Annotated in this window: 14 protein-coding genes and 3 pseudogenes; 9 read left to right on the forward strand and 8 right to left on the reverse strand. The window is 72.0% G+C overall.

Features of this window, described 5'->3' with window-relative positions; all coding sequences use genetic code 11:
* Nucleotides 1-36: 36 nt before the first annotated feature.
* Entirely contained in the window at nt 37-993 is a 957-nt protein-coding gene (locus tag IPK81_09145; GenBank protein ID QQS14307.1) for a phosphatase PAP2 family protein, read from the reverse strand.
* A 302-nt stretch (nt 994-1,295) separates the two neighbouring features.
* On the opposite strand from IPK81_09145, the gene IPK81_09150 reads away from it, so the two are divergent.
* Nucleotides 1,296-2,279, forward strand: a complete 984-nt coding sequence (locus IPK81_09150; protein QQS14308.1) for a tripartite tricarboxylate transporter substrate binding protein — start codon at nt 1,296-1,298, stop codon at nt 2,277-2,279.
* A gap of 8 nt (nt 2,280-2,287) precedes the next feature.
* Entirely contained in the window at nt 2,288-3,217 is a 930-nt protein-coding gene (locus IPK81_09155; GenBank protein ID QQS14309.1) for a threonine/serine dehydratase, read from the forward strand.
* A 4-nt stretch (nt 3,218-3,221) separates the two neighbouring features.
* Here the strand turns inward: IPK81_09155 and IPK81_09160 are convergent, their stop codons facing one another.
* Together IPK81_09160 and IPK81_09165 are read right to left on the reverse strand one after the other, a co-directional pair.
* Nucleotides 3,222-4,151: a dienelactone hydrolase family protein gene (locus IPK81_09160; GenBank protein ID QQS14310.1), complete on the reverse strand. Its 930-nt coding sequence runs from the start codon at nt 4,149-4,151 to the stop codon at nt 3,222-3,224.
* A 77-nt stretch (nt 4,152-4,228) separates the two neighbouring features.
* Nucleotides 4,229-5,176 (reverse strand): alpha/beta hydrolase, encoded by a 948-nt coding sequence (locus IPK81_09165; protein QQS14311.1) that lies wholly within the window; start codon nt 5,174-5,176, stop codon nt 4,229-4,231.
* Nucleotides 5,177-5,292: 116 nt separating this feature from the next.
* Between IPK81_09165 and scpA the strand changes: the two genes are divergently transcribed.
* On the forward strand, nt 5,293-7,449 hold the full coding sequence (gene scpA, locus IPK81_09170; GenBank protein QQS14312.1) for a methylmalonyl-CoA mutase: 2,157 nt from the start codon (nt 5,293-5,295) through the stop codon (nt 7,447-7,449).
* A 39-nt stretch (nt 7,450-7,488) separates the two neighbouring features.
* Here scpA and IPK81_09175 read toward each other — a convergent pair whose 3' ends face one another.
* Complete coding sequence (locus IPK81_09175) at nt 7,489-8,343, reverse strand: DUF3108 domain-containing protein (protein ID QQS14313.1); 855 nt, start codon at nt 8,341-8,343, stop codon at nt 7,489-7,491.
* A 121-nt stretch (nt 8,344-8,464) separates the two neighbouring features.
* Between IPK81_09175 and IPK81_09180 the strand changes: the two are divergent.
* The 6 genes and pseudogenes from IPK81_09180 to rpmB all read left to right on the forward strand — a co-directional run bounded on the left by IPK81_09180 (nt 8,465) and on the right by rpmB (nt 14,160).
* Nucleotides 8,465-10,331, forward strand: a pseudogene (locus IPK81_09180) (ABC transporter ATP-binding protein/permease).
* A gap of 7 nt (nt 10,332-10,338) precedes the next feature.
* Nucleotides 10,339-11,529 (forward strand): MFS transporter, encoded by a 1,191-nt coding sequence (locus tag IPK81_09185; protein ID QQS14314.1) that lies wholly within the window; start codon nt 10,339-10,341, stop codon nt 11,527-11,529.
* A 9-nt stretch (nt 11,530-11,538) separates the two neighbouring features.
* Nucleotides 11,539-12,533: pseudogene (gene meaB / locus IPK81_09190) on the forward strand (methylmalonyl Co-A mutase-associated GTPase MeaB).
* Nucleotides 12,530-13,108: a YcgN family cysteine cluster protein gene (locus tag IPK81_09195; protein ID QQS14315.1), complete on the forward strand. Its 579-nt coding sequence runs from the start codon at nt 12,530-12,532 to the stop codon at nt 13,106-13,108. The pseudogene meaB and the gene IPK81_09195 overlap by 4 nt, the downstream one beginning before the upstream one ends.
* Nucleotides 13,086-13,673, forward strand: coding sequence for a GNAT family N-acetyltransferase (locus tag IPK81_09200; GenBank protein QQS14316.1), 588 nt, complete (start codon nt 13,086-13,088; stop codon nt 13,671-13,673). The genes IPK81_09195 and IPK81_09200 overlap by 23 nt, the downstream gene beginning before the upstream one ends.
* Before the next feature lie 184 nt (nt 13,674-13,857).
* On the forward strand, nt 13,858-14,160 hold the full coding sequence (gene rpmB, locus IPK81_09205) for a 50S ribosomal protein L28 (GenBank protein QQS14317.1): 303 nt from the start codon (nt 13,858-13,860) through the stop codon (nt 14,158-14,160).
* 67 nt (nt 14,161-14,227) lie between these two features.
* On the opposite strand, the pseudogene IPK81_09210 reads toward rpmB, so the two are convergent.
* From IPK81_09210 to IPK81_09225, 4 genes and pseudogenes are all read right to left on the reverse strand, one after another.
* Nucleotides 14,228-16,238: pseudogene (locus IPK81_09210) on the reverse strand (fused MFS/spermidine synthase).
* Between the two features lie 415 nt (nt 16,239-16,653).
* A complete protein-coding gene (locus tag IPK81_09215; protein ID QQS14318.1) occupies nt 16,654-17,625 on the reverse strand; it encodes a tripartite tricarboxylate transporter substrate binding protein in 972 nt (323 codons plus the stop codon).
* A gap of 74 nt (nt 17,626-17,699) precedes the next feature.
* Nucleotides 17,700-19,118, reverse strand: a complete 1,419-nt coding sequence (locus tag IPK81_09220) for an amidase (GenBank protein ID QQS14319.1) — start codon at nt 19,116-19,118, stop codon at nt 17,700-17,702.
* A gap of 15 nt (nt 19,119-19,133) precedes the next feature.
* Nucleotides 19,134-20,933, reverse strand: a complete 1,800-nt coding sequence (locus tag IPK81_09225) for an adenylate/guanylate cyclase domain-containing protein (GenBank protein QQS14320.1) — start codon at nt 20,931-20,933, stop codon at nt 19,134-19,136.
* Nucleotides 20,934-21,469: the final 536 nt, after the last annotated feature.

Below are 21,469 nucleotides of genomic sequence, written 5' to 3' on the forward strand. Positions count from 1 at the left end.
AATCGGGCGGGAAAAGGGCCGCGACGCGGACGCGCGCTACGCCGATGCGATCCAGCGCCGCCAGATCCACAGCACCGCCACCGTCAGCGCCGCGCCGGCCAGCATGTCGACGAAATGGTGGCTGCCGTAGACCGGCACGCCCGCGAGCAGCGCGGCGTTGACCGCCAGCGCCATCGGGCCGACGAACCGCACGCTCCAGGTCGCGGCGATGATCAGCAGGCTGATCGTGGTGTGGAAGGACGGGCACACCACCAGCCCGGTCAGCTTCGAGAGGTCGAGCGTGCGCGTCTCGCCGGCGTGGGCGGCGACGATGTCCTTGATGAAGAACGCCTTGCCGCCGTCGGGAACGCCATGCGTGTGGTGCGCGCCCAGCGCCGGGAGCAGCGCGCCGAGCACGACCACGGCGAGCGCCGACAGCGCCAGCGCGCCGATGAACTCGCGCAGCCGCGCCGAGCGGCCGGTGAAGCCGAGGAACGCCGCCACCGCCATGATCTGCGGCACCGAGCTGGCGTAGAGCGCCGCCAGCGCGATCCGCATCCACACCGGCAGCGAGTCGGTGAAGCGCGCGTAGGCCGGCCAGTCGAGGCCCAGCGCGCGGTCGGCGGCGGCGAGGTGGCCGTCGACCATCGGCAGGCCCATGCGGATCAGCAGGTAGCTGGCCGGACCCGCGACCATCGTGAACGCGAAGAGCTGGCCGAGCGCGCCCAGCGTGTCGGCGATGCGCGGCCCGCGTCCGGTGGCGCCGTAGATATAGCCGATGCCGAGCAGCGCCACGGGCGCCAGCAGATGCAGCAGGAACGGACCGGGCGCGAGGCGGATGCCGGTCGCCAGCAGGGCGACGACGTCGAACAGGGCGAAGGCGGCGACCAGAAGCCAGACCACGCGCGAGCCGCGCGGCGCGGCGCGCCATGCCGCCAACAGCGAGGCGCGGGAGAGCGCGTTCGCCAGAGGTGCCGCGGCGGATGCCGGCGGCGGTGCGGTGTCGAGGCTCACGGCGTTCCTCGGGAGCGCGTCGGCGTCGGACGGGGATGCGTACGCATGGCGCGGGAAACTCCGGCCGGCCGGGCTGAAATGCGGTGACGAATCCGAAATCAAGGCGCCGGACCATCGTCTCGAAATTTAGGCGTGCGCAGCATGAACGTCAATAAAAATCGTTCATTCACAATTTAGTACGATAATTTCTTCATGTTATTTTGGGACACGGCCAATGACGATCGATGAACCCGGCGCCCTTGGCGCAGGCTGGAGGGGCTGATAGGCAGCGCCGGCCGTCCCGTCCAACCGGAACAACGACCATGCCACGCCTTCCACGCCGCCGCTTCGCCGCCCTCGCCGGCGCGAGCCTCGCGGCGCTGCCGCTCTCCTCCGCGCGCGCCCAGGCGTGGCCAGCCAAGCCGCTGCGGCTGATCGTGCCCTACCCGCCGGGCGGCACCACCGACACGCTGGCGCGCGTCATCGCCGGCAAACTGGCCGAGCCGCTGGGCCAGCCGGTCCTCGTCGACAACAAGGCCGGCGCGGCCGGCAACATCGGCACCGATCTCGCCGCCAAGGCGCCGGCCGACGGCCATACGCTGTGCCTCGGCAACAACTCGACCCACGCCACCAACCAGACGCTGTTCCCCAACGCAGGCTTCGACGCCGCCCGCGACTTCGCCGGCATCAGCCTCGTGGCGACGGTGACGCACGTGCTGGTGGCGCATCCGGATTTCGCCGCCAAGTCGCTCGCGGCGCTGATCGCCGACGCCAAGGCGCGGCCGGGGAAGATCGACTACGCGTCCAGCAGCCCCGGATCGGCGTCGCATCTGGCGATGGAGCTGTTCAAGGGCGCGCTGGGAATCGACCTCACGCACGTGCCCTACAAGGGCGTGGCGCCGGCGGTGCAGGATCTGGTCGCGGGGCAGGTGCCGGTGGGGTTCATGACGCTGCCGGCGGTGAAAGGACAGATCGACGCCGGCAAGCTGCGCGCGCTGGCGGTCACGTCCGCCAAGCGCCACCCGACGCTGCCCGACGCGCCGACCATCGCCGAGGCCGCGATCCCCGGCTTCCTGGCCGACGCGTGGTTCGGGGTGTTCGCGCCCAAGGGCGTCGCCCCGGCGATCATCGCGCGGCTCAACGCCGAGATCCACAAGGCGCTGGCGGCGCCGGACGCGCGCGACGCGATCGTGAAGGCTGGCTTCGACATCGTCACATCGACGCCGGCGGAGACCGACGCCTTCGTGACCGCCGAGATCGCCAAGTGGGCCGGGGTCGTGAAGCGCGCCGGCGTCAAGGCGGAGTGAGAATAGCCATGACCCTCCCCACCGCCGACGACGTCGCGCGCGCCCATGAACGGATCGCGGCCAGCATCCGGCGCACGCCGGTGGTCGAGCTCGCGGCCGGCGCGTTCGGGCTGCCGGCGGCGCTGGCGGTCAAACTCGAATCGCTGCAGCACAGCGGCACGTTCAAGGGCCGGGGCGCGTTCAACAAGCTGATGGTGTCGCCGCCGGGACCGGCCGGCGTCGTCGCCGCGTCCGGCGGCAACCACGGCGCCGCCATCGCCTTCGCCGCCCGCGCGCTGGGCCACCGCGCCGAGATCTTCGTGCCCACGACGTCGAGCCCTGCCAAGGTCGAGCGCCTGCGCGCCTACGGCGCCACGGTGCATCAGATCGGCGACGTCTACATGGAGGCGCGCGCCGCCAGCGAGGCGCGCGCGCGGGAGACCGGCGCCACCATAGCCTCGGCCTACGACGATCCCGACGTGTTCTGCGGCGCCGGCACGACGGCGCGCGAGTTCGAGGCGCAGGCGGCGTTCGACACGCTGCTGGTCGCGGTCGGCGGCGGCGGCTTGATCGCCGGCTGCGCGCTGTGGTGCGGCGGACGCAAGCGGATCGTGGCGGTCGAGACCGAGGGCACGCCGACGCTGCACGCGGCGCTGGCGGCCGGACGGCCGGTCGACGTCGAGGTCGGCGGCCTGGCGGCCGACGCGCTCGGCGCCACCCGCATCGGCGCGCCGAACTTCGAGATCGTCGGCGGCGTGGTCCGCGACAGCGTGCTCGTGAGCGACGACGACGTGCGCGCCGCGCAGCGCGCCTTGTGGTCGGAGCTGCGGGTGATGGCCGAGCCGGCCGGCGCCGCCGGGCTGGCGGCGCTGCTGTCGGGCGCCTATCGGCCGGCGCCGGACGAGCGCGTCGGCGTGATCGTGTGCGGCGCCAACGTCGATCCGGCGTCGATCGGCTGACGTCTCAGGGCAGACGCCAGCGGGCGAAGAAGCGCCAGATCTCGGCGGTCGCGTCGAGCGCGGCCGAATGCGGGCCGACCATCGATTCCGGCAGGCCGCTGCGCGCGCCGCCGGGCCATTCATGGCCCAGCCCGCGCACGAGGCTGTAGCGCACCTCGACGCCGTCGCGGCAGCCGCGCCACGCCAGCGTGTCGACGCCGCCGGAATCGTCGCGCGCCGCGGCGTCGGGACAGCCGTTCAGCGCGCGCCAGCGGCCGACGACGACGGCGAGCGGTTCCTTGGGATAGCGCCCGCCCCATGGCAGCGAGATCACGCCGCCCTCGACGGGATTGAGCGGATCGCGGTCGCCGGAGAGATAGAAAACGGGCATGGCGCGGGCCGGCGCGCGCGGCGCCGCGACCATGATGCCGGCCACCGGCGCGATGGCGGCGACGCGCGGCGCCAGTTCCTGGCCGACGCGCTGGGCCATGCCGGCGCCGGACGAGAAGCCGGTGACGTAGACGCGGGCGGGGTCGATCCGGTGGCTGCGCGCCAGCGACTCGATCAGGGCGGCGACCAGGCCGACGTCATCGCTGGCGCGGATGTTCGGCGAGCCGCGGCCGGAGCCGTCGTTCCACACCCGGGGATTGGTCGCGAACGACGCCGGCCGGCCGGCGAAGGACGGCGAGGCGTCGGGCGCGGCGACGACGAAGCCCTCGGCCTCGGCCTTGCGGTCCCAGCGGTATGCGCGCGCCGCCTGCTCGCCGCCGCCGCCGGCGCCGTGCAGCACGATCACCAGCGGCGCGCCGGGCTTGGCCGAGGCCGGCGCGTGCAGCCAGTAGCCGCGTTCGACGCCGTCGACCCTCAGCGTGCGCGGCTCGCCGGCGCGGGCGGGCGCGGACGCCAGCGCGAGCAGCGCCGCCAGCGACAGCAATCCCGATGTGAACGCGCGCATGAGGCCCCGCTCCGTGCCGATGGCGATACGGAGTCTACGCGCCGCCCTAGCGGTCCATCCCCGGCGCCGGAGGACCCTCAGCGTCCGAAGAACGCCGCCATGGCACCCGCGGCCTCGTCGTTGGCGACCAGGCCCTGCTTGAGGAAGCGCGTCATCGAGAAGAAGCCGTGGATGGTGCCGGGAAAGTTGGCGTAGGTGGTCTTCACGCCGGCGGCCAGCAGCTTCTCGGCGTACGCCTTGCCCTCGTCCTTGAGCGGATCGTAGCCGGCGGTCAGCACGTAGGCCGCCGGCAGGCCGGTGAAATCGCCCGACAGAAGCGGCGAGAGGCGCAGGTCGGCGAGGTCGGCGCCGGCCGGCACGTAGTGGCGCCAGAACCAGTCCATCAGGTCCTTGGTCAAAAAGTAGTTCCCGCCCAGCGTCCGGCGGGACTCGGTCTCCACCGTGCTGTCGGTGGCGGGATAGATCAGCATCTGGAAGGCCGGCATGCCCTCGCCCGCCCGCTTCATCGCCTGGCACACCACCGCCGACAGCGCGCCGCCGGCCGAGTCGCCGCCGACCGCGAGCTTGCCGGCCTCGGCGCCGAACGCGGCGGCGTTGTCGCGGATGTGGCGGAACGCGGCGATGGCGTCCTCGACCGGGGCCGGAAAGGGATGCTCCGGCGCCAGCCGGTAGTCGATCGCGACCACCTGGCAGCGGCTCTTGTTGGCGAGGCGCCGGCAGGTCGAATCGTGGGTCTCGAGGTTGCCGATCACGAAGCCGCCGCCGTGGTAGTAGACCAGCGTCGGCAGCGTGGTCTCGGCCACGCCGGCCGGCCAGTAGCGCCGCCAGCCGATCGGCCCGGCGGGCCCGGGCAGCGCCCCGTCCTCCACCTTGGCGACGTCCGGCGGATCGGCCTCGCCCGCCGCCGACATCTCGTCGGCCATCCGGCGCGCGTCGGCGGCCGGCAGGGTGTGCAGCTTGGGCCGGCCGGCGGCGGCGGCCTTCTCCATCAGGTCGAGAACGAAAGCGGCTTCGGCGTCGAGCATGTCGTTTTCCTCATACGGGGGCGCCGCCGACGCGGCGTGCCGGCCTTTGCGGCGCCTTGTGCGATGCGGTAAGACCCCACGCATAGTGCGGGAGCCGCCTGCGGCGGAGCAAGACCATGGCCGATTTTCCGAACAAGTCCCTCGCCGACTGGGAGAAGCTGGCGCAGCGCGAGCTCAAGGACAAGCCGCTCGCGGCGCTGGACTGGATGACCCCGGAGGGCATCCGGGTGAAGCCGCTCTACACGGCCGCCGACCTCGAGAACCTCGAGACGCTGGGCACGGTGCCGGGCTTCCCGCCGTTCCTGCGCGGCCCCAAGGCGACGATGTACGCCGGCCGGCCGTGGACGGTGCGCCAGTACGCCGGCTTCTCGACCGCCGAGGAGAGCAACAAGTTCTACCGCGCCAACCTCGCCGCCGGGCAGCAGGGCGTGTCGGTGGCTTTCGACCTCGCCACCCACCGCGGCTACGACAGCGACCATCCGCGCGTGGAGGGCGACGTCGGCAAGGCCGGCGTGGCGATCGATTCCGTCGAGGACATGAAGATCCTGTTCGACGGCATCCCGCTCGACCGCATGAGCGTGTCGATGACCATGAACGGCGCCGTGCTGCCGGTGCTGGCCGGCTACATCGTCGCGGCCGAGGAGCAGGGCGTCAGCCAGGAGAAGCTGGCGGGGACCATCCAGAACGACATCCTCAAGGAGTTCATGGTCCGCAACACCTACATCTACCCGCCCGGCCCGAGCATGCGGATCGTCGCCGACATCATCGAGTACACGGCGAAGAACATGCCGAAGTTCAACTCGATCTCGATCAGCGGCTACCACATGCAGGAGGCCGGCGCGACGCAGGTGCAGGAGCTGGCGTTCACGCTGGCCGACGGGCTGGAGTACGTGCGCGCGGCGCTGGGCAAGGGGCTGGACATCGACGCCTTCGCGCCCCGCCTGAGCTTCTTCTGGGCGATCGGCATGAATTTCTTCATGGAGATCGCCAAGATGCGCGCCGCCCGCTTCCTGTGGGCCGAGCTGATCGCGCCGTTCGGACCGAAGAAGAGCGACAGCCTGGCGCTGCGCACGCACTGCCAGACCTCGGGCGTCTCGCTGACCGAGCAGGATCCGTACAACAACGTCGTGCGCACCACGATCGAGGCGCTGGCCGCCGTGCTGGGCGGCACGCAGTCGCTGCACACCAACGCCTTCGACGAGGCGATCGCGCTGCCGTCGGTGACCTCGGCGCGCATCGCGCGCAACACCCAGCTCATCATCCAGCACGAGAGCGGCGTCACCAACGTGGTCGATCCGCTGGCCGGCAGCTACTACCTCGAGAGCCTGACCGCGAGCATGGTCGCGGAGGCGCGCAAGCTGATCCAGGAGGTCGAGGCGCTGGGCGGCATGACCAGGGCGGTCGAGGCCGGCATGCCGAAGCTGCGCATCGAGGAGGCCGCCGCGCGCCGCCAGGCCCGCGTCGACCGCGGCGAGGAGGTCGTGGTCGGGGTCAACAAGTACAAGCTCAAGCAGGAGGATCCGGTCGACATCCTCGACGTCGACAACGCCGCCGTGCGCGAGGCGCAGGTGACGCGGCTCAAGACGATCCGCGGCAAGCGCGACGCCGCGGCGGTCGCCGCCGCGCTGAAGGCGCTGTCCGACGCCGCCGCCGACGGCAGCGGCAACCTGCTCGACCTCGCGGTCAAGGCGACGCGGGCGCGCGCCACGGTGGGCGAGATCTCCGACGCGCTGGAGACGGTGTTCACGCGCCACAACGCCACGATCCGCTCGATCTCGGGCGTCTACAACCAGGGCTGGGAGGGCGACGAGGGCTACAAGCGCATCCAGTCGGAGATCGCCGCCTTCGCCGAGGAGGAGGGCCGCCGGCCGCGCATGATGGTCTGCAAGATGGGCCAGGACGGCCACGACCGCGGCGCCAAGGTGATCGCCACGGCGTTCGCCGATCTCGGCTTCGACGTCGATATCGGGCCGCTGTTCCAGACGCCCGAGGAGGCCGCGCGCCAGGCGATCGAGAACGACGTGCACGTGGTCGGCGTGTCGAGCCAGGCCGCCGGCCACAAGACGCTGGTGCCGGCGCTGATCGAGGCGCTGCGCGCGCAGGACGGCGGCGACATCCTCGTGGTGTGCGGCGGCGTCATCCCGGCGCAGGACTACGAGTTCCTGACCCGGGCCGGCGTCGCGGCGATCTACGGACCGGGCACCAACATCCCGAAGGCGGCGCACGAGATCCTGGCGCTGCTGCGCGGCGAGCGGAAGCTGGCCGCCGAATAGCCGCGGGCCGCGCCGCGGTTCGGGGTCCGCGACAGGGCGTCAGCGCGGCGCGCCGAGCGCCACGCGGTCCTCGGGCGACAGCGCGCGCCGCGTGACGCTCTTGAGGCGTCCGTGGACGACGCCGAAGCTGGTCGCCATCTCCATCTTCACCGGGATCGGCCGGTCGAGGCCGTCGACCGTGGCCAGCCACAGCTTCGGCGGATCCTTCTCGTAGGCGTTCTTGCGCAGATCATCGTCGTCGTAGCCGGCGATGCGCGTCATGCGCGCGGCGCAGACCACCGCCTCGCCGCGCGCCGCGGGGATCTCCGTCGGCTTCACCGTCTCCGTCCTCAGGCGCGACAGCGTCACGTCGAAGCGCCGCTTGCTGTCGAAGATCGGATAGGTGCGGTCGCAGGCCGACGCGCCCGTGAACACCGCCGTCAGGGTCGCGGTCAGCGGGTCGAAGGCGCCGTTCTTCTGCTCCGGCGTCACCGCTTTGTGGGTCTTCACCGCCAGCTGCGGCTCGTGCGTCTCGCTGAACGATCCGGCGCCGGTGTAGCCGACCAGCCAGGTGCGCACCTTGCTCTTGAACTGGATCCACGACCAGCCGCTGGCCGGCGAGACGCCACCGGGGACGAACGTGCCCCACGCCCGGTTGCGGCCGTTGAAGGTCGAGGAGAACGCGGCCGCGAGCCCCTCCTTGTTGAAGTCGGTGTCGACGAGGTAGCGCGCGCCGTCGATGCGCAGGTCGCCGCCGGCGCGGAACACCCGCGCGCCGCCGACCGTGAACTCGTACTCCAGCCGCACGGCGTAGGCCTCGCCCGGCGGCCGCTGCGCGGTGGCCGGCGCGGCGGCGAACGACGCGAACACCGCCAGCGCGGCCAGCGCGACCGCGCCGGACCTCCGATCGACCATCCGGGACATCCGCACCTCCCCACGCGCCGCGGCGACAAGCGGCGGCAAAAAGGATAGGAGATGGGCGCGCGGCGCCGCAATGGCGCCGCCCGATTTTCCACGCACCGGTGCCGTCCGCCCCATGTCGCCTCCCGCCCGTGAAAAAACCCCGATCCGCGCCAGCGACGCGTGGGGCGCGATCCGCATGCTCCTGCCGCATTTGTGGCCGCGCAATGCGCCGGAATTGCGGCTGCGCGTCGTCGCCGCGGTGGTGCTGCTGGTGTCGGCCAAGCTGGTCAACATCTGGGTGCCGGTGCTCTACAAATACGCCGTCGACGCGCTGAGCGATCCGCGCGCCCAGGCGGTCGCCGTGCCGGTGTTCCTGCTGCTGGCCTACGGCGGGGCGCGGGTGCTGTCGCAGGCCTTCGGCGAGCTGCGCGACGCGATCTTCGCCAAGGTGGCGCAGCGCGCCATCCGCAACATCGCGCTGGAGACCTTCGACCACCTGCACCGGCTGTCGCTGCGCTTCCACCTCGAGCGCCAGACCGGCGGGCTGTCGCGCGTCATCGAGCGCGGCACCCATGGCATGAACTACGTCATCAACTTCATGACGTTCAACATCGTGCCGACGATCCTCGAGATCGTCCTGGTCGCGGCCCTGCTGTGGTGGCTGTACGACTGGCGGTTCGCGGCCGCGACCCTGGCGGCCATCGTCGGCTACGTCGTCTACACGGTGAAGCTGTCGGAGTGGCGCGCCATGCTGGTGCGGCGCATGAACGACAGCGACACCGACGCCAACGCCAAGGCGATCGACAGCCTGCTGAACTACGAGACCGTGAAGTACTTCGGCAACGAGCGGCACGAGGCCGCCCGCTTCGACGTCGCGCGCCAGCGCTACGAGCGCGCCGCGATCCGCAGCCGCGTCTCGCTGTCGATCCTCAACGTCGGCCAGGGGTTGATCATCTCCCTCGGCCTGCTGGCCGTCATGGCGATGGCCGGCCAGGGCGTGATCGACCGCACCATGACGCTGGGCGACTTCGTCGCCGTCAACGCCTTCCTGATCCAGCTCTACCAGCCGCTGAACATGCTGGGCTTCGCGTTCCGCGAGATCCGGGACGGGCTGGTCAGCATGGAGAAGATGTTCGCGCTGCGCGCCGTGCCCGAGGAGGTCGCCGACCGGCCGGGCGCGCCCGACCTGCCGCCGGGACCGGGCGCGGTGGCCTTCGAGGGCGTCGATTTCCACTACGAGGCCGACCGCCGCATCCTGCGCGACGTCGACATCCGCGTGCCGGCGGGCCGGACGGTCGCCATCGTCGGCCCGTCCGGGGCCGGCAAGTCGACGGTGTCGCGCATCCTCTACCGGTTCTACGACGTCGCCGCCGGACGCGTGACCATCGACGGCCACGACATCCGCGCCGTCTCGCAGAAGAGCCTGCGCGCCGCCATCGGAATCGTCCCGCAGGACACCGTGCTGTTCAACGACACGGTCTACTACAACATCGCCTACGGCCGCCCCGACGCCACGACGGAGGAGGTCGAGGCCGCCGCCCGCCTGGCGCGCATCCACGATTTCATCGTCTCGCTTCCCAAGGGCTACGGGACCATGGTCGGCGAGCGCGGCCTGAAGCTGTCGGGCGGCGAGAAGCAGCGCGTGGCGATCGCGCGCACCATCCTCAAGGACCCGCGCATCCTGCTGTTCGACGAGGCGACCAGCGCGCCTGGACTCGCGCACCGAGCAGGAGATCCAGCAGTCGCTGCGCGACGTCTCCCGCGGCCGCACCACGATCGTCATCGCCCACCGCCTGTCGACGGTGGTCGACGCCGACGAGATCGTGGTGCTGACGGCCGGCGTGGTGGTCGAGCGCGGCACGCACGCCGCGCTGATGGCGCGCGACGGCGTCTACGCCGACATGTGGCGCCGTCAGCAGGAGGCCGCCGAGGAGGCCGAGCGCCAGACGACCGAGCCGCCGTCGCTGCGCGTCGAGGGGCGCCTGCGGGCGGGCGACTGACGCCGCGATGACGCCGCGCGGCCCGGTTTCGCCGCCGCCGGCAACTGCGGGCGGCCCGCTGTGGCCGGTGCACGTCGCCATCCTCGGCGCCGGGCTGATGATGGGCGCGGCCATGCCGCTGGTGCCGCTGGCGCTGGAGGCGCGCGGCATCGACAACACCACGATCGGCCTGAACGGCGCCATGTGGGCGGTCGGCCTGCTGGCGGCCGGGCCGTTCATCCCGCGCTGGGCTGCGCGGCTCGGCACCCTGCCGCTGCTATGGCTGGCGCTGCTGGCGAACGCGCTGCTGACGCTCGGCTACGTCTGGACCGACGACCTGCCGACGTGGTTCGCGCTGCGCTTCGCGCAGGGCGCGGCCACCGGCGTCCCGTGGATGTTGACCGAGATCTGGATCAACCTCGTGACCGAGGAGCGCCGCCGCGGCCGCGCGCTGGCGTTGTACTCGACGTTGATGGCGGCCGGCCTGGCCGCCGGCCCGCTGCTGCTGCAGTTCACCGGGACGCGCGGCGCGACGCCGTTCCTGGCCTGCGCGGCGCTGTCGATCGCCGTCGCGGTCCCGCTGGTCGGCGCCATCGGACGGGCGCCGGCGATCCGGCCGGAGCGCGGTGGCGGCGGCGCGCTGGGCGCCGTCGCGCTGGCGCCGCTGGCGATGGTGGCGGCGCTGGTCGCGGGACTGGCTGAGACCGTCGTCTTCACCTTCCTGTCGATCTACGCCGTCGGCGCCGGCGTGGCGGAGGCCACCGCGACGCTATGGCAGTCGGCCTTCCTCGTCGGCAACCTCGCGCTGCAGCTGCCGATCGGCTGGCTGGCGGACCGGTTGGACCGCGCCATGCTGATCGCGGTCTGCGCCCTGGCCTGCGCGCTCGCCGCCGCCGCGCTGCCGCTGGCCGGCACCGCGCCGCTGCTCGTCGTGCCGCTGCTGGCGGTGTGGGGCGGCCTGTCGTTCGGGCTCTACACGGTCGGGCTGACGATCCTCGGCGAGCGCTTCGCGGCCGGCGACATGGCGCGCGCCAACGCCGCCTTCGTGATGGTCTACACGTTCGGCAGCCTCGTCGGTCCGCCCGCCTCGGGCAAGGCGATGGACGCCTTCGGCGGCGCCGGGCTCGGCCTGTCTCTGGCCGCGGCCTACGCCGTCTGCGCGGTCGTGGCGGCGTTCGCCACGCGCCGCCCCGCTGACAAGGGCGGGCCGATCCGCTAGACGGACGCGATGGACGCGACCGCCGACGTAACGGGCGAATTCGATCCGCTCTACGCGCCGCTGGTGGCCGGCGACCGGCGGGCGCTGGCGCGCGCCATCACGCTGATCGAATCGACCCGCGACGACCACCGCGCGCGCGCCGACGCGCTGCTGACGGCGCTGCTGCCGCGCACCGGACGCTCGACGCGCCTGGGGATCACCGGCGTGCCCGGCGTCGGCAAATCGACCTTCATCGAGCGTTTCGGCCTGGAGCTGGTCGGCAAGGGCCACCGGCTGGCGGTGCTGGCGGTCGATCCGTCCTCGCGTCGCACCGGCGGCTCGATCCTCGGCGACAAGACGCGCATGGAGCTGCTGTCGCGCGATCCCCGCGCCTTCATCCGCCCCTCGCCTGCCGGCGCACGCTGGGCGGCGTGGCGCGGCGCACGCACGACGCGCTGCTGCTGGTCGAGGCCGCCGGCTTCGACGTGGTCGTGGTCGAGACGGTCGGCGTCGGCCAGTCGGAGACGGCGGTGTCGGACATGGTCGACATGTTCCTGCTGCTGCTGCTGCCGGCCGGCGGCGACGATCTGCAGGGCATCAAGAAGGGCGTCGTCGAGCTGGCCGACCTGCTGGTCGTCAACAAGGCCGACGGCGAGCTGGCCAAGGCCGCCAACCGTTCGGTCGCCGACTACCAGCACGCGCTGCGCCTGCTGCATCCGCCGTCGGCCGACTGGTCGCCGGAGGTGCGCACCTGCTCGGCGCTCGAGGGCCACGGCGTGCCGGAGGTATGGGAGGCGGTGCAACGCTACCGCGCCGCGCGCGGCGAGGCCGGGATCGCGCGCCGCCGCGGCGAGCAGGCGCGCGCCTGGCTGTGGAACGAGATCGGCGAGACGCTGCTGGCGTCGCTGCGGCGGCATCCCGACGTCAAACGCTCGCTGGCGGCGCTCGAGCGTCAGGTCGAGGCCGGGACGCTGGCGCCGTCGACGGCGGCGCGGCGCGTGCTCGCGACGTTCCTCGGCCGATGACCAAGCCCCGGTCGCCCGCGACGTCCAAGCCCGCGGCGGCGGCGCCGCGCGCGTCGGTCGCGGCGCGGATCGCTGGGGTCGCCGGCGCGGCGCCCAAGGGCGGCCGCGGCGCGCCGGTCGATCCGGCCGAGGTCGCCTCGCAGGAGCTGCCGTTCTGGAAGCGCAAGACGCTGGCGAAGATGACCAAGGCGGAATGGGAGTCGCTGTGCGACGGCTGCGGCAAATGCTGCGTCAACAAGCTGGAGTACGAGGACACCGGCGCGATCGTGCAGACCAACACCTGCTGCCAGCTGCTCGACACGCATTCCTGCCTCTGCAAGGACTACCCCAACCGCAAGAAGATCGTGCCGGAGTGCATCCAGCTCACGCCCAAGGTGGTCGAGACGATGGACTGGCTGCCGCGCAGCTGCGCCTACCGGTTGGTGTGGCAGGGCCGCGACCTGTTCTGGTGGCATCCCCTGATCTCGGGCGACCCCGAGACGGTGCACACCGCCGGCGTCTCGGCCCGCGACAAGGTGATCTCCGAGCTCGAGGCCGGCGACATCAACGACCATGTCCTCGACGACTGGCTCTGAAGGCGGCGGACCCAGTCTGGAGACGGCGCGCCTGCGGCTGCGTCCGTGGGCGGCGCGCGATCTGGCGCCGTTCGCCGCCATGAACGCCGATCCGCGCGTGATGGAGCACTTCCCCGGCACACTGACGCGGGCCGAGAGCGACGCGTTGGTGGCGCGCATCGAAGAGCATTTCGTCCGCCACGGCTTCGGTTTATGGGTGATCGAGGTCGCCGCCGACGGCGCCTTCGCCGGCTTCACGGGCCTGGCGGTGCCGCGCTTCGAGGCGCCTTTCACGCCCTGCGTCGAGATCGGCTGGCGGCTGGCGCCCGCCCACTGGGGCCAAGGCTACGCCACCGAGGCGGCCCGGGCCGCGCTCGTCTTCGGGTTCAAGACGGCCGGTCTGGAGGAGATCGTCTCGTTCACCGTGCCCGCCAACCTGCCGTCGCGCCGCGTGATGGAGCGGCTGGGCATGACGCGCGATCCGCAGGACGATTTCGACCATCCCGCCCTGCCGCCCGGCCACGAACTGCGCCGGCACGTGCTCTACCGCCTCCGGCGGACCGATTGGGCGCGCTCAACCTCTTGATTTTCAATGATTTCTGGCGGATCACGGCGGCGGCCTAGCGCCGGCTCGGGCGGCCCGACGCGGCGGCTTCATCGGCTTGACGCGGCCCGGCCCGGCCCGTACAACGGCGCCCGCGCACCGGCCCTTCTGGGCCGGAAATCGTTTTTGGGCGGCCCTCGGGCGCCCGTTTGAAGGATCGAGCACCATGTCCCGCCGCTGCGAGCTCTCCGGCAAAGGCGTCCAGGTCGGCAACAACGTCAGCCACGCCAACAACAAGACCAAGCGCCGGTTCCTGCCGAACCTGCAGCCGGCCTCGGTGCTGTCGGACGCGCTGGGCCACGCCGTGCGTCTGCGCCTGACGCCGCGCGCCATCCGCACGATCGAGCACAACGGCGGCATCGACTCCTACCTGCTGGGCACCAACACCAGCAAGCTGACGCCGGAGATGAAGACGCTGAAGAAGCGCGTCGAGACGGCGAAGGCCAAGCGCGAGAAGAAGGCGGCCTGAGCGCCGCGTTCCGCCGGCAAGGAAAGGGCCCGCGACGCGGGCCCTTTTTCGTTGCGACGTCCGCGCCTCAGCGCAGGATGCGGACGATCGTGTTGAAATCGTCGGTCCACACGCCGAGCTCCGGTCGCGCGCGGATCTCGGTCACCGCGCCGGCCAGCGGCGCCTTCTCGAAGGCCGACCGGTCCGGCGCCATCAGCACCCAGTCGCTGACCGGCATCCCAGCGGCGTCGCGGTCGCGCACCATGCCGACGGCGAGCTTGGCGTCGAGCGCGATCTCGCGCAACGCCGGCGCGAGGTCGAGGAACTTGTTGCTGATGTGGAACGCGACGATGCCGCCATCGACGACGTGGCGGCGGTAGAGCCTCAGCGCCTCGCGCGTCACCAGATGCATCGGAACCGAGTCGCCCGAGAACGCGTCGATGATCAGGATGTCGTAGCGCTGCGGCGCCTCGCGCTCGAGCTGGAGACGCGCGTCGCCGAGCACCGTCTCGATGGTCGCGGCGCTGTCGGCCAGGTAGGTGAAGTCGCGCCGCGCCATGGTGATGACCGCGGGGTTGATCTCGTAGAGGCGGTAGGTGTCGCCGGCCCGGCCGTACGCCGCCAGCGCGCCGGCGCCCAGACCGACGACGCCGACCCGGCGCGGCGCGGCGCCCTCGAGCGACAACAGCGCGCGGCCGCCGCCGCTCTTTGCGGTAGTACCCGGCCGGCTCGCGCCGGCGCGCCGGGTCGAGCCACTGGCGGCCGTGGACGATCGCGCCGTGCACGATCCAGCGCTGGCGCGCACCCTCGGACTCGCCGTCCATGACGCGCAGCACGCCGTAGAAGTTGCGGGTCAGCACGATGGCCGTGGTGCGCAGGTTCTGGATGTGCATGACGGTCGCGAAGCAGGTCGCCACCAGGGCGACGAGCAGCGACGCCCGCACCAGCGGCGTCGACGTCCGCATGCGCAGGAACAGCAGCAGCGACAGCGCCGCGATGCCGATCTCGATCTCGAAATGGTCGGGCAGCGCCAGCGGCGCGCCGATGCCCACGAGGGCGGCGCCGATCGCGCCGCCGAGCGCGATCGTCAGGTAGAAGCCGGTGAGGTGGCGCCCGGTCGGTTTGAGCCGCGCCAGCTCGCCATGGCAGGCCATGCAGGCGACGAAGAGGCCGCCGCAGAACACCGCGAGCTGGAGCCACAGGACGTGCCGTAGCGCGCCGAACGAGAGGCCGGCGGCCATGGCCACGACGGCGGCGGCGGCGGCGATCGCGAACGGCACCGGCCGGTACCAGCCCTCGCGCTCGAAGCAGATGATGAACGTCGCGAGATAGATCGACAGCGGGACGACCCACAGCAGCGGGATCGACGCCACGTCCTGCGTCAGGTGGTTGGACACCCCGAGCAGCAGGATCGATCCCAGCGCGGCCAGCGTCGTCCACAGCGCGTAGTCGCGCAGCGTCGGCGCCGGCGCGTCCGGCGCGTCGTCGGCCGCCGCCGCGGCCGATGGCGCGGCCTCGGGCAGCCGGCGGTCGAGCAGCGCGACCACCGCGCAGAGCACGATGTAGACCGCGTAGCCGCCGGACCAGATCCACGCCTGCGCGCCGGTGGTCAGCCACGGCTCGACCAGGAACGGATAGCCGAGCAGCGCCAGGAACGAGGCGAGGTTCGACAAAGCGAACAGGCGGTAGGGGCTCTGGCCCGGCCGCGCGCGCGCGAACCACGCCTGCAGCAGCGGTCCGTTGGCCGAGAGCGCGAGGAACGGCAGGCCGATCGTCGCGGCGAGGAAGCCGACGATGCGCCACGACGGATTCTCGTCACCGCGCGGCTTCCACGATTCGTCGGCCAGGATCGGCAGCCACAGCACGCTGAGCGCCAGCACCGCGACGTGGATCAACGCGCGCGTGCGCGGCGAGATGTGGCGGGTGACGGCGTGGGCGTAGGCGTAGCCTGCCAGCAGCGCGACCTGGAAGAACACCATGCAGGTCGTCCACACCGACGAGGCGCCGCCGAACCACGGCAGGATCTGCTTGGCGACGATAGGCTGGACGAAGAACAGCAGGAACGAGCCGACGAAGATCGTCGCGGCGTGCAGCGGCATCCGGGGGCGGTCCGTCTTTCGCTGGACCGTCGGGCGCGGTCCTTCAGGGGCTCCCGCAACCTACACGAAACCGCCGAATCCGTCGAGGCGACGGCGCGGTCGGTGGTGGGTCAGTGTGATCCCACGCGCTTCACGGACCCCGAGGAAACGCGTCGAGTGGACTCTCATCCTCCCTCCCCCTTTGTGGGGGAGGGCTGGGGTGGGGGGTGCTACCGCACCACGCTTGTAACGTGGGCTGGGCGGACGGCATCGTGACAGGGAAAGTCCGCGCTCCTCGGCAAGCGCCGCACCCCCCGCCCCAGCCCTCCCCCACAAGTGGGGAGGGAGCATGATAGCGCGACGCCCGTAACGTTATCGCAAACCGACCCACCGCCGTCCGTTCGGCGCGAACGGCCTCGCCAGCGAGCCTTGCCGGTCATTCGATCTTGATCTTCGCGGTCCTCACGACCTCGCCCCAGCGCGCGATCTCCGCTTTCAGGAACGCCGCCAGCTCGTCCGGCGTGCCGCCGACCGTCTCGGCGCCGAGCTCGGCGAACTTGGCGCGCATGTCCTCCGCCTTGACGATCTTCGCGACCTCGCGGTGCAGGCGCGCGACAATGGCGGCCGGCGTGCCGGCCGGCGCCAGGAGCGCGTTCCACTCCGACATCTCGAGACCGGTCACGCCCGCCTCGGCCATGGTCGGCACGTCGGGCGCCGCCGGCGAGCGCTTGGCGCTGGTGACGCCCAGCGCGCGGACGCGGCCGGCCTTGGCGTGCGGCCAGGCCGAGCTCATGTTGCCGAAATAGAACGGCACGTGTCCGGCCGCGATGTCGACGATCGCCAGCGCGCCGCCCTTGTAGGGCACGTGCTGGATGTCGGTGCCGGTGCGCAGCTTGAACAGCTCGGCCGCGAGGTGCTGCGCCGAGCCCTGCCCCGAGGAGGCGTAGGACAGCTTGCCCGGCTGGGCCTTGGCCATCGCCACGAGCTCGGCGACGTTCTTCGCGGCGAAGCCCGGCGTCACCACCAGCAGCTCCGGCACGACCACCAGCAGCGAGATCGCCGCGAAATCGTCCGGCGTGCGGAACGGCATCTTGGCCTGCAACGACGGATTGACCGCGTGCGCGAAGGCGCCGATCAGCAGCGTGTGCCCGTCGGGGGCCGCTTTGGCCACGAAATCGTCGCCGATCATGCCGCCCGCGCCGGGCTTGTTGTCGACCACGACGGTCTGGCCGAGCGCCTCCTGGAGCTTCGGCGCGATCAGCCGCGCCGTGGTGTCGGCGCCGCCGCCGGCCGAATACGGCACGACGATGCGCACGGGCTTGGTCGGGTACTCCTGCGCCCGCGCCAACGCGCCGGCGACGCCCGTCGCCAGCGCGCCGCCGAGCAGCGCGCGTCGTTCGATCCGCATGACGTCCTCCCGCGTTCCTTGATTCCGGCCAGCCTATCGCGGATGGCCGCCCGCCGGTATCGCGCGATCGTCGGCTACAGCGGCGGACGGCGGCGGTGGTGCGACGTGGCGCGCTGGAAGGCGTGCCCGGCGCGCAGGATCGCGGCCTCGTCCATGGGACGGCCGACGATCTGGAATCCGACCGGCATGCCCTCGGCCGTCGCGCCGCCCGGCAGCGTCAATGTCGGGCTACCGCTCATGTCGAACGGCGCGGTGAAGCGCATGCGCCGGTAGCGCGCCGCCAGCGCGTCGGCCGGCGACAGCCGCTCGGTGCGCTCGCGCATCAGCTCCAGCGTCGGCGCGGCCTCGTCCATCACCGGCGCCAGCAGCAGATCGACCCGCGTGAACAGGCGCGCCAGCGCGCCGGTGTAGCGCGCCCGCCGCATCTGCATCGCGTGCATCTCCATGCCGTCCACGGCGCGGCCGGTGCGCAGCAGACCCGCCAGCACCGGACCGTACTCGGCCTCGCGCGCCGGAAACGTGGCGGCGTGGACCACGGCGGCCTCGACGCCGCACATCGGCAGCCAGTCGCGCACGACCTCGTCGGGCGCCGGCAGCGACACGTCGACGATCTCGGCGCCGAGCCCGCCGAGGACGCGGGCGCCCTCCTCCACCGCGGCGACGAAGTTCGAATCCGAGGCGACCGCGTTGCCGCCGCGGTCGATGCCGATGCGCAGGCCACGCACGCCGCCGTCGATGGCGCCGAGATAGTCGGGCACCGCGTCCTGAACCGCCGTCGGATCGTCGGCATCGGCGCCGGCCAATATCCCGAGCATCGCCGCGGCGTCGATCGCGGAGCGGCACATCGGCCCGACATGGTCCAGCGACTCGCCCAGCGCGAAGACGCCGTGGCGGCTGACGCGGCCCCAGGTCGGCTTCAGGCCGGTGACGTTGTTCATGGTCGAGGGGAAGCGGATCGAGCCGCCGGTGTCGGTGCCCAGCGAGCCGAAACAAAGCCCGGCCGCCGTCGCCACGCCGGACCCGGACGACGACACGCCGGTCCAGTGCGCCGCGCTCCACGGGTTGACCGGCGGATCGATCGAGGGATGGTGCTGGCCGAAAGCGCCCTCGGTGAGCTGGAGCTTGCCGAGCAGGACGGTGCCGGCGTCGCGCAGGCGCGTGACGACCGTGGCGTCGTGGCCGGGCCGGAAATCGCGGTGGATCGCCATGCCGCCGGCGGTCGGAATCCCCTTGGTGAAGCACAGATCCTTCACCGCGATCGGCACGCCGTGCAGCGGCCCGCGCCTATCGCCGCGCGCCAGTTCGGCGTCTGCCCGCGCCGCCTGCCCCAGCGCCAGATCGGCGGTGAGCGTCGCGTAGGCCTTCAGCCGCGGCGCCAGCGCCTCGATGCGCGCCAGTTGCGCGCGCGTCGCCTCGACCGACGACACCTCGCGCGCCGCGATCCGCCGCCCGATCTCGACGGCGTCCATGTAGTGGAGGTCGGTGTCCATCACTTGTGATTCCCTTCTCTATTCCGCGACGCCGGCGGCGAGGCGCAGCAGCTTCAGCGAGCGTTCGCGGTCGGCGGGGCGCACCAGCGCCGAGAAGCCGGCGAGGCGCTGCTCCAGCCATTGCGGCGCGATGCGGCGGATCCGCTCGATCTCGGCGGCGGCGCGCGCCAGGTCGCCGAGCCCGGCGTGGTTGAGGGCGAGGTAGTGCAGGATCGGCGCGTAGTCCGGCTGCTGGCGCTTGCCCAGCGTGCCCCACTCGACGCCGGCGGCGTAGTCGCCGTCGACGAAGGCGCCGGCGCACAGGCAGGTGTAGACGTTGTACTGCTGCGGATCGCGCGGGCTCAGCCGCAGCGCCTCGCGCAGATGGCCCTTCCCCGCGGCGGTGTCGCCGGACGCGACCTCGGCCCAGCCCAGCGCGACCAGCGTGCCGACGTCGTTGGGGTTCTGGCGCCACGCCTCCTGCATGTCGTCCAGCGCCTCGTCGAAGCGCTGCGCCAGCCAGAGCGCCGCGCCCTTGTAGACGTGCGCCATGTACTGCGCGCGGTCGATCTCCAGCGCGCGCCTTCCGGCGTCGATGGTGCGCTCGATCATCGTCTCGAGCGGCCCGCCGGTGCGGAAATTGGCGTGCTGCCAGCAGGCGAAGGCGATCGTCGTCCAGGCGCGCGCGCAGCGCGGATCGAGCGCGATGGCCGCCTCGGCCTGGGCGATCGCGCGGTCGCGCAGGCCGGCGTCGACTCGCACGTAGGCCTGCATGGCGTCGGCCCAAGCGCCCAGCGCCATCTCGTAGGCGCCGAAATGCGCCGGCCGCTGGCGGCGCACGGTCGCCACCTCGGCCGCCTCGACCTCCGGCGCCACGGCCGCGACGATGCGGCGGGTGATGTCCTCCTGGACGTCGAACACGTCCTCGACGACGCAGTCGTAGCGCTCGGCCCAGAGATGCGCGCCGCTGGCGGCGTCGACCAGCTGGGCGTTGATGCGGGCGCGCTTGCCGGACATGCGGACGCTGCCCTCCAGCGCGTAGCGCACGCCCAGCTCGCGCGCGACCTGGCGCACGTCGACGGCGCGGCCCTTGTACGTGAAGGCGCTGTTGCGCGCGATCACGAACAGCGAGGCGAAGCGCGACAGCTCGGTGGTGACGTCCTCGCACATGCCGTCGACGAAGGCGTCGCGGGCGGGGTCGCGGTCGAGGTTGTCGAACGGCAGCACGACGATCGAGGGCCGCGACGGCGCGTCGGACTCGACGGCGGCCGGCGCCGGGCGCGCCGCCGGCGCCGTCGACCAGTCGACGCTCCACACCCGCAGCGGCCGCGCGATGTTGCGCACGCCGCGCCAGCCGAGGTCGCGCAGCGGGCGCTCGAACTTGCCGGCGACGTCCTCGCGCACGCGGTCCGACACCAGGATGCCGCCGGGCTCGGCCAGCCCCTGCAGGCGGGCCGCCACGTTGATGCCGTCGCCGAAGATGTCGTCGCCGTCGACCACGACGTCGGCGACGTTGATGCCGACGCGCAGCGCCACGCGCCGCTCCGCCGGCACGCCCGCGCCACCGGCGGTGACGCCCTCCTGGATCTCGACCGCGCAGCGCACGGCGTCCACCGCCGACTCGAACTCCATCAACGCCGAGTCGCCGGCGGTCTTCACGACGCGGCCGCCATGGCGCGACACCGCCGGCTTCACGACGTTGACGTAGATGCCGGCGACCGCCGACAGCGTCGTCGTCTCGTCGGCCTCGACCATGCGGCTGAAGCCGACGACGTCGGCGCTCACGATCGCGCTGAGCCGGCGCTTCACCGGCGTCGGGGGCGTCTCAGGGGGCGCCACGGAAGGTCCTCACATCGTCGCGCCGATCTTCCACGGCTCGAACTCGTCGTCGCCGATGCCCATTGCAGAAAATTCCATCGGCCTGAAAGGGGCCGCGTCGCCCGATGACATCTCGAGCACATGAACGTGGCAACATAGGCGGGATGCGCCGCCAAGGCAGCCGGCGGGCGTCAGCTTCCGGCGCGGGCGCGGAACCTAAAGGCACGTCGAGTTCCATGAAGCTTCGTGTGTGCGAACCGGGGCAAAATCCAATCGAACGGTGAACTTAACGCGACAGAGACCAGTAGGGGTCACTGAGGTCCCGCGTCTCCGCCATGCCACCCAGCCAAGATCCGTAGTGCATTCGAATGTCTTAGGCGAACTACCGGTCGACTTGCACTCGAACTCCGACCTCTTCAAGACGGCTCTAAGCTCGGCGCCACTCATCGTCGAGACGCTGGCCTGCCATCGATCCTTGAGGACGCTATCCGACACCGGGGGATCGCTATCGACATCGCGGAGCAGAGCCGGGAAAGAAAATATGGAGGCAGCCTGCC

It is taken from the genome of Rhodospirillales bacterium, assembly GCA_016699855.1.
Lineage (GTDB): Bacteria > Pseudomonadota > Alphaproteobacteria > Reyranellales > Reyranellaceae.